This is a genomic window from Streptomyces sp. NPDC059718, assembly GCF_042733315.1.
Lineage (GTDB): Bacteria > Actinomycetota > Actinomycetes > Streptomycetales > Streptomycetaceae > Actinacidiphila.
In genome coordinates, this window is record NZ_JBHWGA010000012.1 from 129,915 (window position 1) to 145,039 (window position 15,125).

Consider the following 15,125-nt stretch of genomic DNA (forward strand, 5'->3'; position numbering starts at 1 on the left):
GGGCGGGGGATGCCCGCCGCAGGCGCAACGCACCCGCACACAACCCACCGGGCGGAAACAACGCACCCCGGGCCGCAGGGTTACCGCGCTCTCGGGCGGAGGCGGGCCGCGACGGCGACGCCCGCGAGGGCGAGGACGGACAGGGGGAGGAGGACGGCCGTGAAGGCGCCCGCCGCCCCGCCGAGGGCGGCGAAGACGGTGCCCGCTGCGGCGACCAGGACGACGCTGGAGAGCGCGTCGGAGACCTGGAGGGCGGCGGAGTTGGCGCCGGCCTCGGAGGGGGGCGAGAGCTTGAAGAGGATCACGCTCAGGGACGAGATGACCAGGCCCGCGCCGAGGCCGCCCACGCCCCACGCGGCGGCCGCGCTCCAGGCGGGGGCGGCGTCCAGGAGCGGCAGGGCGGCGCCGGCGATCGCGGCGGCCATGAGGAACATGCCGAGGACGACGAGGCGTTCGCGGTGGGGTTCGAGGCGGGGGCGGCCCTGGATCCAGGAGCCGATGCCCCAGGTGACGCCGCCGCTGGCCAGGGAGAGCCCGGCGAGGGTCGGGGACATGTGCCGCTGCGTGACGAGCATGAGCGGCACGAAGCTCTCGGCGCCGAGGAACGTGCCGGACGCCACACCGCGCAGCAGCACCACGGACGGCAGTCCGCGGGCCGCGCGGAAGGTGCCGCGGGGCAGCAGCCGCAGCGCGGCCGGGACGACGAGCGCGGCGCCCGCCACGGCGAAGAGCAGCGACAGCGGCCTCAGGTCCTGCCCGGCGTACTGGAGCAGCCCGGCGCCGGCGGAGACGGCGAGCGCGAGGCGCAGCCGGCGGCCGTCGGGGGCCGCGCGGTCGTCCGGCGGTCGCTGGAGGGAGGCGCGGCGCAGCGCGGGCAGGCCGGTGAGGAGCGGGAGCACGACGAGCAGGGGGATGGCGAGGAAGACCCAGCGCCAGCCGAACTGCTCGGTGACCGTGCCGGCCACGAGCGGGCCGACGATGGAGGGCAGCACCCAGGACGCGGCGAAGGCCGCCATCACCGCGGGCCGCAGGCGTTCGGGGTAGGCGAGGCCGACGACGACGTACAGGGCGACGATGACGAGCCCGCCGCCGATGCCCTGGACGGCGCGGCCCAGCACGAACGGCCACATGGACTGGGCGGTGCCGGAGACGACCAGGCCGGCCGCGAAGGCGCCGATGCCGGTGACGAGCGGCGCCAGCGGTCCGGTGCGGTCGCACCACTGGCCGCTGACGACCATCGCGAAGAGCGAGGTGGTGAAGTAGCCGGAGAAGGCGAAGGCGTACAGCGGCAGCCCGTCCAGCTCGCGGGCGGCGATGGGCATGGCGGTGCCGACGGCGGTGGCCTCGAAGGCGATGAGCAGGACGACGGAGACCATCGCGAGGGTCAGCGCGCGGTAGCGGCTGCCCAGGACGGTGTCGGCTCCGGTGTCCGGCCCGGCGAGGGGCATGGCTGCATGGCCGGATACCGGCTCGGTGTCTGCGGTGGTCACCACGACAGGGTAAGGGGTCAACCGGCTCGTTGCCCCTGGCACCCGGGTCGGCCTTTCGGCCTAGGGCCGGGAGAAGCGGGCCCGGGCCGGGAAGGCGTAGGCCATGCCGCACTACACCTCGTACGACGGAACCGAGCTCGCCTACCAGGACCGGGGCGAGGGGCCCGTACTGCTCGCGCTCGCCGGCGGCCCGGGGCGGGACGCCGCCTACCTGGGCGACCTGGGCGGTCTGGACCGGGGCAGGCGCCTGGTGGTCCCGGACAGCCGGGGCACCGGGGGCAGCCCGCCGGCCGGCGACCCGCTCGCCTACTCCTTCCCCCGGCTCGCCCAGGACCTGGAGGCGCTCCGCGCGCACCTGGGCCTGGAGCGCTTCGCACTGCTCGCGCACGACGCGGCCGCCGCGACCGCGCAGATGTACGCCGCCGCCTATCCGGAGCGGCTGACGCACCTCGTGCTGGTCACCCCGGGCTCCCGGCTGCAGGGCGAGCTGCCCGACGACGCCCGCGAGATCTTCGAGAGCCGCGTGCGCGAACCCTGGTGGCCGGAGGCCGTCGCCGCCCTCGCCGAGCTGGAGACCGCCGACGACCTCGACCGGGTCCGTACGCTGCTGCTGCAGGTCGCGCCGATGGCGTACGGCCACTGGGACGAGCCCCAGCGCGTCCACGCCGCCGCCGAGGGCGGCCAGTTGCACCCGGTCCCCCGCGCCGGCTTCTGGCAGGGCATCGACGAACCGGCCCGGCTCGCCGTCCTGGCCCGGCTGCGCGAGGTGACCTGCCCGGTACTGGTCCTCACCGGCGACCGTGACGCCATCACCGGGATGCGCGCGGGCGAGGTCGTCGCGGCCTGCTTCCCGTACGCCCGCCTGCGTCCGCTGCACGCCGTCGGGCACTTCCCGTGGGTGGACGAACCCGGGCTGTTCCGCCCGGTGGTGGAGGAGTTCCTCGCGTCGCCCGGCGGTTCGTGAACGGCGTGTGGCAGTCCTGTTGCAGGCCCCCGGGAAACGTTGACCCCCTCCCGGGGGCCGCGCCTATGGTCGAGTCACGTCGACGACGCAAGGCCGTGTGCCCGAGTGGTTCAGGGGCTCGACTGCAAATCGAGTTACGTGGGTTCGATTCCCGCCACGGCCTCCACAGGAAGGGCCCGGTCCGCATGGACCGGGCCCTTCGGGGTGTGTGGCGGGGCGTCAGCCCTGGGGGCGGGCCACCGCGTGCTGGGGGCGGATGGGCAGGCGGCTGACCGGGCGGCCGGTGGCCGCGCGGACGGCGGAGGCGACGGCGGCCGGGGAGACGACGACGGGGACCGCGCTGGCGGCCTTGGCGCCGAAGGGGGCGAGCACGTCGCGTTCCTCGACGAGCCGCACCACGCGGATCGCGGGCGCGTCGAGCGCCGTGGGCAGCGAATAGCCGGTCAGGCTGGGCCGCTTGATGACGCCGCGCGGCGCGCGGAGGTCCTCCATGAGGGCCATGCCGACGCCCTGGGTGACCCCGGCCTCGATCCGGGCCAACAGCTGCGCGGGGTTGAGGATCCGGCCGACGTCCTGGGCGACGGCCATCTCCACGACCCGGATCGCGCCGAGTTCGATGTCGACGTCGACCACGGCGCGCACGGCGCAGAAGGCGAGACCCACGAAGGCGTCGCCCTGGCCGGTGTCGTCGAGTCCCTCGGTGGGGTGCGGGCGGCACTGGGCGGTGGCCCACAGCTCCTTGCCGGCCAGCTCCTCCTCGACGGTGGTGGAGAGCACCCCGTCGTACGAGGTGATCTTGCCGTCGGCGATGGAGAGCAGCTCCGGCGACATGCCGAACTTCCCGGCGAGCGGCTGCAGCAGCTGGGTGCGCACCATCTTGGCGGCGCGTTCGACGGCGCCGCCGGAGACCCAGGTGTGGCGGCCGCGCGCGGCGGCGCCGGCCGGGGGCTGGTCGGTGTCGGACGGCAGGACGCGGACGTCCTCGACGCCGAGCACCTCCTGCACGATCTGCCGGGCGAGGGTGGCGAAGCCCTGGCCGGTGTCGACCGCGGCGCAGATGACGGTGGCGGCGCCGTCGTGGACGCGCACGGTGGCGGTGGAGACCTCGTCGGTGCCCTCGGCGCCGAGCATGTGGACCATGCCGAGCGCGTAGCCCACGCCGCGGCGCACCGCGCCCGGCTCGCCGGCGCCCTCCAGGCCGCCGGGGAGCAGCCATTCGGACTCGTCGTCGTCCATGGGCAGCGGCGGCAGGTCGGTGTCGCGCACGGCCTTGAGCAGTTCGCCCACGGGCGCCGGGCAGGTGACCGTCTGGCCGGTGGGCAGCAGGTCGCCGGTGGCCATGACGTTGCGCATGCGGATCTCGGCCGGATCCAGGCCGAGTTTGGCGGCGAGCTTGTCCATCTGGCCCTCGTAGGCCGCGCAGACCTGCATCGCGCCCTCGCCCCGGACGTGGCCCGACGGCGGATTGTTGGTGCGCACCGCCCAGCCCTCGACGAAGACGTGCGGCACGACGTAGGGGCCGGCGGCGAAGGCGACGGCCGCGGCCAGGGCGTCGGCGGAGGTGTCGGCGTACGCGCCGGCGTCCAGCAGCACCTGGGCCTCGACCTTGACCAGCCGTCCCTCGGCGTCCGCGTGGTGGCGGTACCGCAGCAGCGTGGGGTGGCGGTGGCTGTGGCTGAGGAAGGACTCCTCGCGGGTGGCCACGAACTTCACCGGGCAGCCGGTCTTCAGCGCCAGCAGCCCGAGCGGGATCTGCACGCCGGAGTCCTCGCGGTCGCCCATCGCACCGGGCACGCCGGTGACGACGACCTTGACGCGGTCCTGCTCCAGGCCGAAGCAGGCGGCGGCCAGGTCGCGGTCGCTGTGCGGGTCGGTGGAGGCGACGTACAGCTCGACGCCGCCGTCGGGGCGGGGCACGGCGAGTCCGGCCTCGGCGCCGACCGGGGCCGGGTCCTGGCGGCCGACCCGGTACAGGCCCTCGACGACGACCTCGCCGACCGCGTCCGGGTCGCCGAACTGCAGCGGGATGTGCCGGATCAGGTTGCCGTCGGGGTGCAGCGGGGGCGCCGAGAAGGCCCGCTCGGGGTCGATGACGGGCTCCAGGACCTCGTACTCGACCTGGATGGCGGCGGCGGCCAGCCGGGCGGTGTCGGGGTGGTCGGCGGCCACGGCGGCGATGGCCTCACCGTGGTGCCGGACGGTGTCCTTGGCGAAGACCGGACGGTCGGCGACCCGCCGGCCGTGCATCGCGTCGCCGGGCACGTCCTCGTGGGTCACCACGGCCCGCACCCCGGGCAGCGCGACGGCCTCGGAGGTGTCGATGGACAGGATGCGGGCGTGCGGGTGCGGGGAGCGCAGCACGGCCGCCCACAGCAGGCCCTCGGCCCACAGGTCGGCGGCGTAGGGGTACGTCCCCTGGGCCTTGGCCATCCCGTCGGTGGCGGGCAGGGACGCGCCGATGCCCGTCGGTGTGGACTGCTGCTCGGCGGCGCCCGTCGCGACCGTCGCGGGGGTGCCCACGGCCGGGGTGGCCGTCGCGGCGTCGGGGCCCGTCATCGCGCGTACCTTTCGCTGCCGCGAGGGGGGAGGTGGTGCCGGGTCAGGAGGTCCGGGGTGCTCACGCCGGGCCTCCGGAGGAGGGGCGCGGGTGCGGGACGCGGATGCCGTCGGCCGGGTCGCCGGCGGTGTCGTCCGCGGCGCCCTCCGCGGTCTCCTCGCGCTCGGCCACGACCTGGCGCACGGCCTCCAGGACGCCCTGGTACCCGGAGCAGCGGCAGAGGTTGCCGCTGATGGCCTGCCGGGTCTCCAGCTCGGTCGGGCTGTGGTTGCCCTCGAGCAGGTCGTGGACGGTCATCGCCATGCCGGGGATGCAGAAACCGCACTGCACGGCCCCGCACTCGGCCAGCGTGCGCTGGACGTCCGAGGGCCCGCCGTCGGCGGACAGCCCCTCGACGGTGCGGATGTCGCTGCCCGCGGCGGTCGCGGCGGGCACGAGGCAGGAGGCGACGAGACGGCCGTCGACCTTGACCGAGCACGCGCCGCACTCGCCCTGCTCGCAGCCGTCCTTGGCGCCGGCGAGGCCGAGGCGCTCGCGCAGCACGTACAGCAGGGACTCGCCGAGCCAGGCGTCGGTGACGGGCCGGTCGGTGCCGTTGACGTTGAGGACGTAGGAGTCCACCGGGTGTTCGCTGTGCGCGTCGGCACCGGGTCCGTCGCCGGGCTCCTCGGCCGCCTCCTCCACGGACGGGGGCTCTTCGGCGGCGAGGTCCACGCCGAGGTCCGCCACGGGCTCCTGCGGGTGCGCGGCGTCCTCGCCGGGGACCGGCTCGGACCGGAACTCCCCGGCGGCGCCGTCCGGCGCGGGGGCGGACACGGGCGGGAAGCCGTACTCACCGGACTCCCCGGCGGCGCCGTCCGGGGTGAGGGGCAGCGTCCACTGGCCGGTGGCGTCCGCGGGGAGCGCCCAGCCGCCGTCCGCTGCGACGCCGGGGCGCGGCAGCGGGGGCGCGTGCGGGGCGGCGGGGGCGGTCCAGGGCCGCGACGGGTCGGGGGTGGGCACGAAGGCGCCCACCGAGTACTCGCCGGAGTCGTCGGCGGTGGCGTCCTCGCGCACGACGGGGATCGCCCACGTGGTGGCCGCGTCCTCACCGGCGGCCGGGCCTCCGGGCGCCTCCGCGGGGGCGACCGTTATCGGCACGCCGGTCGGCTCGGGCGCGTAGCCGTGGCCCGGGGCGGCGAGCGGGTCGGCTCCGGGATCGGTCATGGACAGCTGCGCCGCGAAGGACACCTGCATGGTCTGGTCGGAGTCGTACTCGCCGTGGGGCAGGGGCTCCCACACCCCGTGCCCAGGGGTGAATCCCCCGCCGTGCGGCAGGGGGGACCCCGCCTGCGGCTGGTCGGTCATGCGCCCGTCCGGTGTCCTGTCGTCGTACACGTCGTCACTCATGCCAGTGCCCTCCCCAGCGCGCGGCGGGCCAGTGCGGCCACCGTACGCCGCAGCTGGACGGCCGCGGGGGGCAGTTCGGGGGCCGTGGTGCCGTCCGGGGCCGGCAGGGGGTCGGGGATGCAGGCGGCGGCGACGTACTCGCCGAATGCCGTGAGGGCCTCCGGTGCCAGCGTCCGCTCGCCGTCCCAGTCGATCAGCCCGGCGACCCAGCGTTCGGCCTCGAGCGGCCGCAGCGGCACCGGTGCGACAGCTCCCACCGCGCAGCGTACGCCCCGGCGGGCGGGGTCGAGGACGACGGCGACGGACGCGATCGCGCGGCCGGGTCCGGTGCGGCCGGTGGCCTTGAGGAACGTCTGCGGCGCGTGCAGCAGCGGGACCCGGACGTACGCCAGGACCTCGCCCGGCCGCAGCGGGTCCATGGCGGTGAGCAGGTGGCTGACCGGCAGCTCGCGATTGCCGTCCGGGCCGGCGACGAGGACGGACGCCTCCAGGGCGGCCAGCACGGGCAGCGAGTCACCGGTGGGCGCGGCGCCGGCGATGTTGCCGCCGAGCGTGCCCGCGTTGCGGATCTGCGGGGGTCCGGCGGCGCGGGCGGCGGCGGCCAGGGCGGGGATGAGCGCGGCGAAGTCCGGGCGGCCCATGCGGGCGTGGGTGAGGCCGGCGCCGAGCAGCGCGGCGCCGTCCGCGTACTGCCAGCCGCGGATCTCGCTGATCCGCCCGAGCCCGACCAGTCCCGCGGGGCGCAGCAGCCCGGAGTTCACGGCCGCCATGAGGTCGGTGCCTCCGGCGACGGGCACGGCTGTGGGCGTGGCGGCCAAGGCCGCCACGGCCTCGTCGAGCGAGGTCGGCAACGCCACATTGCGCGCTGCCTGCCGTGCGTACGTGCTCACGCAGCTGCCCCTTCCCCGGCTGTCCGCGGTGCGGTAGCCGTACGGTACGTGCTGACAGCCCGGACGTGGCAACTCTGGCACATCTTCCGGGGTGATCAACGCGAGGGTCGCAAAGGAGAACCCGCCTTCCGGATGACACCCCGTCCGGTTTGCGCTTTTCTCCAGGTTGCGACGGGAATGGCCTCCTTCATGCGCCTTGCCGTGATTGGCCAGACCACCTTGCCATTTCAAACGTCGACCGGCCCAGGGTTGTGGCAGGCCTCACACGATCGGGGGCGGCCCCTCGATCGGGCGTCCGATGACGCCCGGACGCCGCTGCCACGGCAGCGGACCGCCCGGCGGACGGTATTCGACCCCCAGTGCGTCAAGTCGCCCGTAGTGGGTGGTCATTCGCGCGGCGAAGCCCTCGTGGTCGCGGGCGGCGGGCCCGGGCAGCCGGCTCCAGACCGTCTCGGCGAAGGCGGCGAGCCGCGGGAAGGCCATGTAGTCCACCGCGCGGACCGAATCCATCGTCTCCGTCCAGATGTTGGCCTGCGCGCCGATGACGTGGGCGGCCTCCTCGGCGGTGAGGCCGTCCGGGACGGGCTCGAAGCGGTAGACGTCCTCCAGGGTGCGGGCGTGCGCGATCGGCACCGGCTCGTCCTCGCCGTCCGACTGCCGCCAGTCCAGGTAGACCTGGCTCTCCGGGCACATCACGACGTCGTGCCCGGCCCGGGCCGCCGCGATCCCGCCCGCGTAGCCGCGCCAGGAGGAGACGGCGGCACCTTCGGCCAGTCCGCCCTCCAGGATCTCGTCCCAGCCGATCAGCCGGCGGCCGCGCGCGCTCAGCCAGGTGTCGAAGTGCCGGACGAACCAGCTCTGCAACTCGTCCTCGTCACGCAGCCCCAGCTCCTTGATGCGGGCCTGGACGGTGGCGGAGGCCCGCCACTGGTCCTTGGGGCACTCGTCCCCGCCGATGTGGACGAACTCCGAGGGGAAGACCTCCAGGAGCTCGCTCAGCACGTCCTCGTAGAAGCGCACGGTGGCCTCGGTGGGCGCCAGCACGTTCGGGTTGATGCCCCAACTGGTGAGCACCGGCAGGGCGCCGGTGTCCACGACGTCGGTGTTGCCGAGTTCCGGGTAGGCGGCGATGGCGGCCTGCGAGTGGCCGGGGACGTCGATCTCCGGCACGACCGTCACGTGCCGCTCGGCCGCGTACGCCACGATCTCGCGGAGGTCGTCCTGCGTGTAGTAACCGCCGTGCGGGCGTTCGTCCCACAACGGGGACTCGCGCAGCCCCACCTTGGTGCGGCTGCGCCAGGCACCGACCTCGGTCAGGCGCGGGTGGCGGCGGATCTCCACCCGCCAGCCCTGGTCGTCGGTCAGGTGCAGGTGCAGCACGTTCAGCTTGTGCGCGGCCAGCAGGTCGACGTAGCGCAGGACGACGTCCTTGGGCATGAAGTGCCGTGCCACGTCCAGCAGTACCCCGCGCCACGCGAAGCGCGGTGCGTCCTCGACCGTGCAGTGCGGCAGGCGCCAGTCGCGCCCCGGCAGCGGCGCCCGCCGGAAGGCGTCGGCCCCGAGCAACTGCCGTACGGTCTGGGCGCCCCAGAACACCCCCGCCGGTCCCCCGCCGGCGATGCGGACGCCGTCCTCGGCGGACACCGTCAGGCGGTGGCCCTCCGCGCCGAGGCGCCCGGTCACGTCGGGGTCGAGGCGGAGCGTGATCGTGCCGGGCGTGCCCGCCGGCGGCGGCGGCAGCGGGAGCCCGGTGGCGGCGCCGACCGTGGCGCGCAGCCAGTGCGCGGTCCCTTCCGTGCCGGGGCCGGCGTCCAGGGTGCTGCCGGGGCCCAGGTCGACGTGCCCGCCGCCGGCGTGCCGGTGCGCCTCGACGGGCGCCGGGATGAGGTCCATGGCGCCCATCCTGCCGCGCCCGCGGCAACTGGAATAGACCAATCGCCGATTTCCGGCCCGCGCCGGCCGGACGCGGGGGGCCGTCAGCGGCCGGCCCGGCGGTCCCGGTTCAGGGCGAGGACGGGGATCAGCACGCCGACGACGCACCACAGGAGGTGGCTCACGGTCACCGCGGACCACAGCGCCGTGGAGGTCGCCTGCGCCACGGAGAGGGCCACGACGGTGCCGATGAGGGCGACGACGGCGGTCAGCTGGAGGACGACGTGCCGGCTGGGCAGCACGTCGCGCTGCAGGAAGGTGTCGCCGTACCACCAGCGCACCGCGCGGGCGGCGCCCAGCAGCACCACGACGGCGCCCGCCGCGACGCCCAGGACGGCCGGAAGCGGCCAGGGGGTGCCGTCGGCGGCGGAGGCCGCCGCCAGGCCGGTGGCAGCGATCGGCAGCACGGCCAGGTGGGCCGCCACGGCCAGGGCCGCGGCCCGGGCGCGGGCCGGGTCCCCGTTCAACTCGGCGCGGGCCAGAGCGCGTACGGTCTGCAGCCGCCCCAGGCCGGTGCTGCCGGAACGACGGGCCTGCAGCAGCCACAGCGCGCCCGCCAGCGCCGCCAGCACGCCCACCCCGCCGGCCAGCACCTCCGGGTCGGCGAACAGCACCAGAGCGGCCACCAGCAGCACGGGCACGAGCCGCGGCCACTGGCGCCGCCCCGCCACGTCCGCGGGCGCGGCACCGAGCTCCAGGGCCCGGGCCCGGGCGGTGCGGCGTTCGGCCCGGGCGGCGGGGCGGACGGAGAGGTCCAGCGCCCGTGCGAGCGCGACCTGCGCCTCGGCCTCGCGGGGCGCGATCAGGACCGCCCGCCGGGCGGCGGCGACCGCCTCGGGGCCACGGGAGAGCATCCGGCAGGAGTCGGCGACCAGCACCTGGGCACGCCATTCACGGGGGTCGGCGGCAACGACCCGCCTCCCGAGCCCGAGGGCGGCGTGCGCGTCGCCGAGCATCAGCAGGACGAGCCCGGCCAGCAGCGGCGGGTCGGGATCGCCGCGCTCCGCGTGCGCCAGCGCCCAGTCGACGGCCTCCCGGGCCCGGTCGGCCCGCCGCTCGTACGCGAAGACCCTGGCCCGTACGAGGTAGCCGAAGCTGCCGTTGCGGGCGACGAAGGCGTCGTCGACGAGCGAGTGCGCCATCTCGAAGCGCCCCCGCTCGCACAGCCCGAAGACCCGGTCCGCCGTGACGGCGTCGTCCTGCGCCATGTCCCCCCGAACGCGCGAAGTACGGCCGCCGTGCCGCGGCCGTACCTGCCGGGTGCCGTGGCGGCCGCTACTTGCCGCTCTTGTCCTTGTCCTTGTCCCCGCCACCGGTGGGCATGGATTCGAAGATCTCCTTGCACATCGGGCAGACCGGGTACTTCTTGGGGTCCCGGCCGGGCACCCAGACCTTGCCGCAGAGCGCGACCACCGGCGATCCGGAGAGCGCGCTCTCCATGATCTTGTCCTTCTGAACGTAGTGCGCGAAGCGCTCGTGGTCGCCATCGCCGTTCGACACCTGCGGGGTCGGTTCGACGAGGGTGCCGGTGCCCGCCCCGCGCTCGGGCTCGAGAGTGCTCATGGCACGCAAGCCTAATTCAGAGACGGATCGTCCGGATACGTCGCGACCATCGCGAGTTCGCTGCGCTGCCTGCGCAGCACGGAGCGCCACAGCTGCTCGGGGTCCGGGGAGAAGACGTCCCCCGGTTCGGACTCCACCACGTACCAGGCACCCTCTACGAGCTCGTCCTCCAGCTGCCCCGGCCCCCATCCGGCGTACCCGGCGAAGATGCGCAGGGAGCCCAGCTCGGCCGCGAGGAGCTCCGGTGGCGCCTCCAGGTCGACCAGGCCGATCGCGCCGTACACCCGGCGCCAGCCGAGCGGCTCCCCGTCCTCGCCGTCCCGCGGCTCCCCGGGCACCACGGCCAGGCCCAGCGCGGAGTCCAGCGAGACCGGCCCTCCCTGGAAGACGACCGGGGGCGCGCCCGCCAGACCGGCCCAGGTCTCCAGGACGTCGCCGACCCCGACGGGCGTGGGGCGGTTGAGGACGACGCCGAGGGACCCCTCCTCGTCGTGGTCGAGGAGGAGCACCACCGCCCGGTCGAAGTTCGGGTCCGCGAGCGCGGGCGTCGCGACGAGCAGTCTGCCGGTGAGCGATGACACTTCGGTCATGGTCAACATGATCCCGCATTCCGCCGCCGCGCGGGGTGGCAACAGCCCCCTTTCCGCACCGGGCCCGGCGCGCAGGGCGCGGAGCCGGCGACCCTCCGGAGGCACGCGACCGCACAGGGTGCTGTAGCGAAGCCATTACATGAGTGGGACCTCACAGCCCTCTCCCCGGCGCCGGAAGGCCGATTACCATTTCCCCTTGGTGCCTGCGGGGACCTAGCTTCCTTTCTGCCCGTCTCCAGGAACGCGAGAGCAATGACCGGCCTTAACGACGTACTGCTCGTCCACGGCGGCACCCCCCTCGAGGGGGAGATCCATGTCCGCGGCGCGAAGAACCTCGTGCCCAAGGCGATGGTGGCCGCGCTGCTGGGCAGCGAACCCAGCCGGCTGCGCAACGTGCCCGACATCCGCGACGTGCGCGTGGTGCGGGGCCTGCTCCAGCTGCACGGGGTGACGGTGCAGGCCGGTGAGGAGCCCGGGGAACTGGTGCTCGACCCGTCCAAGGTGGAGAGCGCGAACGTCGCCGACATCGACGCCCACGCGGGCTCCTCGCGGATCCCGATCCTGTTCTGCGGCCCCCTGCTGCACCGCCTCGGCCACGCCTTCATCCCGGGCCTGGGCGGCTGCGACATCGGCGGCCGGCCGATCGACTTCCACTTCGACGTGCTGCGCAAGTTCGGCGCGGTCATCGAGAAGCGCCCCGAGGGCCAGTACCTGGAGGCCCCGCAGCGGCTGCGCGGCTGCAAGATCGAGCTCCCGTACCCGTCGGTCGGCGCGACCGAGCAGGTGCTGCTGACGGCCGTCCTGGCCGAGGGCGTCACCGAGCTGAGCAACGCCGCGATCGAGCCGGAGATCGAGGACCTCATCTGCGTCCTGCAGAAGATGGGCGCCATCATCACGATGGGCACCAACCGCACCATCCACATCACCGGCGTGGACAAGCTCGGCGGCTACAACCACCGCGCCCTCCCGGACCGCCTGGAGGCCGCCTCCTGGGCCTGCGCGGCCCTGGCCACCGAGGGCAACGTCTACGTCCGCGGCGCCAGCCAGCGCGAGATGATGACCTTCCTCAACGTCTTCCGCAAGGTGGGCGGGGCCTTCGAGGTCGACGACCACGGCATCCGCTTCTGGCACCCCGGCGGCCCGCTGAACGCCATCGCCCTGGAGACCGACGTCCACCCCGGCTTCCAGACCGACTGGCAGCAGCCCCTGGTCGTGGCCCTCACGCAGGCCTCGGGCCTGTCCATCGTCCACGAGACGGTGTACGAGTCCCGGCTGGGCTTCACCTCGGCGCTCAACCAGATGGGTGCCCACATCCAGCTCTACCGCGAGTGCCTGGGCGGCACCCCCTGCCGCTTCGGCCAGCGCAACTTCCTGCACTCCGCGGTCGTCAGCGGCCCCACCAGGCTGCAGGGCGCCGACCTGGTCATCCCCGACCTGCGAGGCGGCTTCTCGTACCTCATCGCGGCCCTGGCGGCGCAGGGCACCTCCCGGGTGCACGGCATCGACCTGATCAACCGCGGCTACGAGAACTTCATGGGCAAGCTGGAGAAGCTCGGCGCGAAGGTCGAGCTGCCCGCCGCGGACTGACCCGGCGCCCGGAACACACGAAGGGCGGCCTCCCCGCGGGGAGGCCGCCCTTTCGGTTGTCGCGGTAGGCGCGGAACTACTTGCCCTTGGCGGCTTCCTTGAGCTTCGAGCCCGCGGAGACCTTCACGCTGTAGCCGGCCGGGATCTGGATCGGGTCACCGGTCTGGGGGTTGCGCGCGGTGCGCGCGGCGCGGTGGCTGCGCTCGAAGGTGAGGAAGCCGGGGATGGTGACCTTCTCGTCGCCCTTGGCGACGATCTCGCCGACGACCTCGGCGAACGCGGCCAGAACGGCGTCGGCGTCCTTGCGGGTCACCTCGGCGCGCTCGGACAGCGCGGCCACCAGCTCACTGCGGTTCATCTAAGTACTCCTTGCATGGAAACCCCCAACGTCGACCGTCGGGGAAGACGCATTGTGAAGACGCTCATCGCGCTTCTGCGGTGCGGCCCTCACCGCCCAGGTACGCATCCTGCCCCTATTTCTGGGGGAAACGCCAATCCGGCACCCGGGAGAGTCACACAAAAAGCGGGACGTGTGCGGCTCGATGACGCTCCGTCGTTACGGCGTCGCGGTGAGGCCCTGCGACTTGGCGGCCTCACGGACGGCACCGGCGACGGCGCCCGCGACCTTGTCGTTGAAGACGCTCGGGATGATGTAGTTCGGGTTGAGCTCGTCCTCGGTGACGACGTCCGCGAGGGCGGTCGCCGCCGCGAGCATCATCTCGGTGTTCACCGTGCGGCTCTGGGCGTCCAGCAGGCCGCGGAAGACGCCCGGGAAGACCAGCACGTTGTTGATCTGGTTCGGGAAGTCGCTGCGGCCCGTGGCGACCACCGCGGCGGTCTCCCGGGCGACCGCCGGGTCCACCTCGGGGTCGGGGTTGGCCAGGGCGAAGACGATGGCGCCGTCGGCCATGGCCGCGACGTCCTCGCCGTCCAGGACGTTGGGGGCGGAGACACCGATGAAGACGTCCGCGCCGCGCACGGCCTCCTTCAGGGTCCCGGTGATCTCCTCCGGGTTGGTGTTGTCGGCGATCCAGCGCAGCGCCGTCCCGGGGCCGGCGTCGACCAGGTCCTGCCGGCCGCTGTGCACGACACCGTGGATGTCCGCCACGACGGCGTGCTTGACGCCCGCCGCGAGCAGCAGCTTGAGGATGGCCGTGCCGGCGGCACCCGCACCCGACATGACGACCCGTACGTCGCCGATCTGCTTGCCGACCACGCGCAGCGCGTTGGTCAGCGCCGCGAGCACCACGATGGCGGTGCCGTGCTGGTCGTCGTGGAAGACCGGGATGTCCAGGGCCTCGCGCAGCCGGGCCTCGATCTCGAAGCAGCGGGGCGCCGAGATGTCCTCCAGGTTGATGCCGGCGAAGCCGGGGGCGATCGCCTTGACGATCTCCACGATCGCGTCGGTGTCCTGGGTGTCCAGGCAGATCGGCCAGGCGTCGATGCCCGCGAAGCGCTTGAACAGGGCCGCCTTGCCCTCCATGACCGGCAGCGCGGCCTTGGGCCCGATGTTGCCGAGGCCCAGCACGGCCGAGCCGTCGGTGACCACCGCGACGCTGTTGCGCTTGATGGTCAGCCGGCGGGCGTCCTCGGGGTTCTTGGCGATCGCCATGCAGACCCGGGCCACGCCGGGCGTGTAAACCATGGAGAGGTCGTCACGGTTGCGGATGGGGTGCTTCGACGCCATCTCGATCTTGCCGCCGAGGTGCATCAAAAACGTGCGGTCGGAGACCTTGCCGATCGCGACGCCCTCGATCTGCGCCAGCTTGGCGACGATCTCGTCCGCGTGGGCCGTCGAGGTGGCCGCGATGGTCACGTCGATCCGCAGCTTCTCGTGGCCGGAAGCGGTCACGTCGAGGCCGTGGACGGCACCACCGGAGGCTTCCACGGCCGTGGTGAGCTGGCTGACCGCGGATCCGCTCGCGGGTACCTCCAGCCGCACCGTGATTGAGTACGAGACGCTCGGCGCCGTTGCCATGGCCGCTGTTCCTCCGCTGTCGCTGGTTGTGCGCCCTCGATGCTGCCACCTACTGGTGGGTACGCGTAAACCCGGGGGCCCTACAACAGAATGTCGAGTAGCGATGGGGGTCAACGGAAGCTTGTGTGCTTAATGTTCCCCCACCCGCCACCGGAACGGCGCACACGGACGGAATGACAATCTCG

The 15,125-nt window shown here is 74.0% G+C and carries 12 protein-coding genes and 1 tRNA gene; 3 read left to right on the top strand and 10 right to left on the bottom strand.

The annotated features are described in order from the left end of the window. Nucleotides 1-80: 80 nt before the first annotated feature. Nucleotides 81-1,448, bottom strand: a complete 1,368-nt coding sequence (locus ACFV3E_RS16325; RefSeq protein WP_500535309.1) for an MFS transporter — start codon at nt 1,446-1,448, stop codon at nt 81-83. A gap of 145 nt (nt 1,449-1,593) precedes the next feature. Here ACFV3E_RS16325 and ACFV3E_RS16330 point away from each other — a divergent pair, with 145 nt between their 5' ends. Then, on the top strand, nt 1,594-2,454 hold the full coding sequence (locus ACFV3E_RS16330; RefSeq protein WP_500535266.1) for an alpha/beta fold hydrolase: 861 nt from the start codon (nt 1,594-1,596) through the stop codon (nt 2,452-2,454). 91 nt (nt 2,455-2,545) lie between these two features. Beyond that, nucleotides 2,546-2,620 (top strand) — tRNA-Cys (locus tag ACFV3E_RS16335). 53 nt (nt 2,621-2,673) lie between these two features. Here ACFV3E_RS16335 and ACFV3E_RS16340 read toward each other — a convergent pair. The 7 genes from ACFV3E_RS16340 to ACFV3E_RS16370 form a co-directional block, all read right to left on the bottom strand. Then, nucleotides 2,674-5,010, bottom strand: a complete 2,337-nt coding sequence (locus ACFV3E_RS16340; protein WP_500369173.1) for a xanthine dehydrogenase family protein molybdopterin-binding subunit — start codon at nt 5,008-5,010, stop codon at nt 2,674-2,676. 61 nt (nt 5,011-5,071) lie between these two features. Continuing rightward, entirely contained in the window at nt 5,072-6,400 is a 1,329-nt protein-coding gene (locus tag ACFV3E_RS16345) for a (2Fe-2S)-binding protein (protein WP_500535267.1), read from the bottom strand. Beyond that, entirely contained in the window at nt 6,397-7,290 is an 894-nt protein-coding gene (locus ACFV3E_RS16350; RefSeq protein WP_499512111.1) for an FAD binding domain-containing protein, read from the bottom strand. The genes ACFV3E_RS16345 and ACFV3E_RS16350 overlap by 4 nt, the downstream gene beginning before the upstream one ends. Before the next feature lie 261 nt (nt 7,291-7,551). Then, a complete protein-coding gene (locus ACFV3E_RS16355; protein WP_500535268.1) occupies nt 7,552-9,183 on the bottom strand; it encodes a beta-N-acetylhexosaminidase in 1,632 nt (543 codons plus the stop codon). 83 nt (nt 9,184-9,266) lie between these two features. Next, on the bottom strand, nt 9,267-10,430 hold the full coding sequence (locus tag ACFV3E_RS16360; protein ID WP_500535269.1) for a hypothetical protein: 1,164 nt from the start codon (nt 10,428-10,430) through the stop codon (nt 9,267-9,269). 67 nt (nt 10,431-10,497) lie between these two features. Continuing rightward, complete coding sequence (locus ACFV3E_RS16365; RefSeq protein ID WP_499512114.1) at nt 10,498-10,785, bottom strand: DUF3039 domain-containing protein; 288 nt, start codon at nt 10,783-10,785, stop codon at nt 10,498-10,500. A gap of 11 nt (nt 10,786-10,796) precedes the next feature. Beyond that, on the bottom strand, nt 10,797-11,375 hold the full coding sequence (locus tag ACFV3E_RS16370) for a YqgE/AlgH family protein (protein WP_499512115.1): 579 nt from the start codon (nt 11,373-11,375) through the stop codon (nt 10,797-10,799). A gap of 252 nt (nt 11,376-11,627) precedes the next feature. Here ACFV3E_RS16370 and murA point away from each other — a divergent pair, with 252 nt between their 5' ends. Next, a complete protein-coding gene (murA, locus tag ACFV3E_RS16375; protein ID WP_499512116.1) occupies nt 11,628-12,962 on the top strand; it encodes a UDP-N-acetylglucosamine 1-carboxyvinyltransferase in 1,335 nt (444 codons plus the stop codon). A gap of 76 nt (nt 12,963-13,038) precedes the next feature. Here murA and ACFV3E_RS16380 read toward each other — a convergent pair whose 3' ends face one another. Both ACFV3E_RS16380 and ACFV3E_RS16385 read right to left on the bottom strand, forming a co-directional pair. After that, the gene (locus ACFV3E_RS16380; protein ID WP_018564081.1) at nt 13,039-13,320 is read right to left on the bottom strand and encodes an HU family DNA-binding protein; all 282 of its coding nucleotides are present in this window, start codon (nt 13,318-13,320) and stop codon (nt 13,039-13,041) included. A 198-nt stretch (nt 13,321-13,518) separates the two neighbouring features. Next, complete coding sequence (locus ACFV3E_RS16385) at nt 13,519-14,940, bottom strand: NAD-dependent malic enzyme (RefSeq protein ID WP_500535270.1); 1,422 nt, start codon at nt 14,938-14,940, stop codon at nt 13,519-13,521. Between the last annotated feature and the right edge of the window lie 185 nt (nt 14,941-15,125).

Excerpts from the sequence above, each read along its gene's own strand:
- ACFV3E_RS16325 (WP_500535309.1), bottom strand. The coding sequence starts at position 1,448 with ATGCCCCTCGCCGGGCCGGACACCGGAGCCGACACCGTCCTGGGCAGC.
- ACFV3E_RS16330 (WP_500535266.1), top strand. The coding sequence starts at position 1,594 with ATGCCGCACTACACCTCGTACGACGGAACCGAGCTCGCCTACCAGGAC.
- ACFV3E_RS16340 (WP_500369173.1), bottom strand. The coding sequence starts at position 5,010 with ATGACGGGCCCCGACGCCGCGACGGCCACCCCGGCCGTGGGCACCCCC.
- ACFV3E_RS16345 (WP_500535267.1), bottom strand. The coding sequence starts at position 6,400 with ATGAGTGACGACGTGTACGACGACAGGACACCGGACGGGCGCATGACC.
- ACFV3E_RS16355 (WP_500535268.1), bottom strand. The coding sequence starts at position 9,183 with ATGGACCTCATCCCGGCGCCCGTCGAGGCGCACCGGCACGCCGGCGGC.
- ACFV3E_RS16360 (WP_500535269.1), bottom strand. The coding sequence starts at position 10,430 with ATGGCGCAGGACGACGCCGTCACGGCGGACCGGGTCTTCGGGCTGTGC.
- ACFV3E_RS16365 (WP_499512114.1), bottom strand. The coding sequence starts at position 10,785 with ATGAGCACTCTCGAGCCCGAGCGCGGGGCGGGCACCGGCACCCTCGTC.
- ACFV3E_RS16370 (WP_499512115.1), bottom strand. The coding sequence starts at position 11,375 with ATGACCGAAGTGTCATCGCTCACCGGCAGACTGCTCGTCGCGACGCCC.
- murA (WP_499512116.1), top strand. The coding sequence starts at position 11,628 with ATGACCGGCCTTAACGACGTACTGCTCGTCCACGGCGGCACCCCCCTC.
- ACFV3E_RS16380 (WP_018564081.1), bottom strand. The coding sequence starts at position 13,320 with ATGAACCGCAGTGAGCTGGTGGCCGCGCTGTCCGAGCGCGCCGAGGTG.
- ACFV3E_RS16385 (WP_500535270.1), bottom strand. The coding sequence starts at position 14,940 with ATGGCAACGGCGCCGAGCGTCTCGTACTCAATCACGGTGCGGCTGGAG.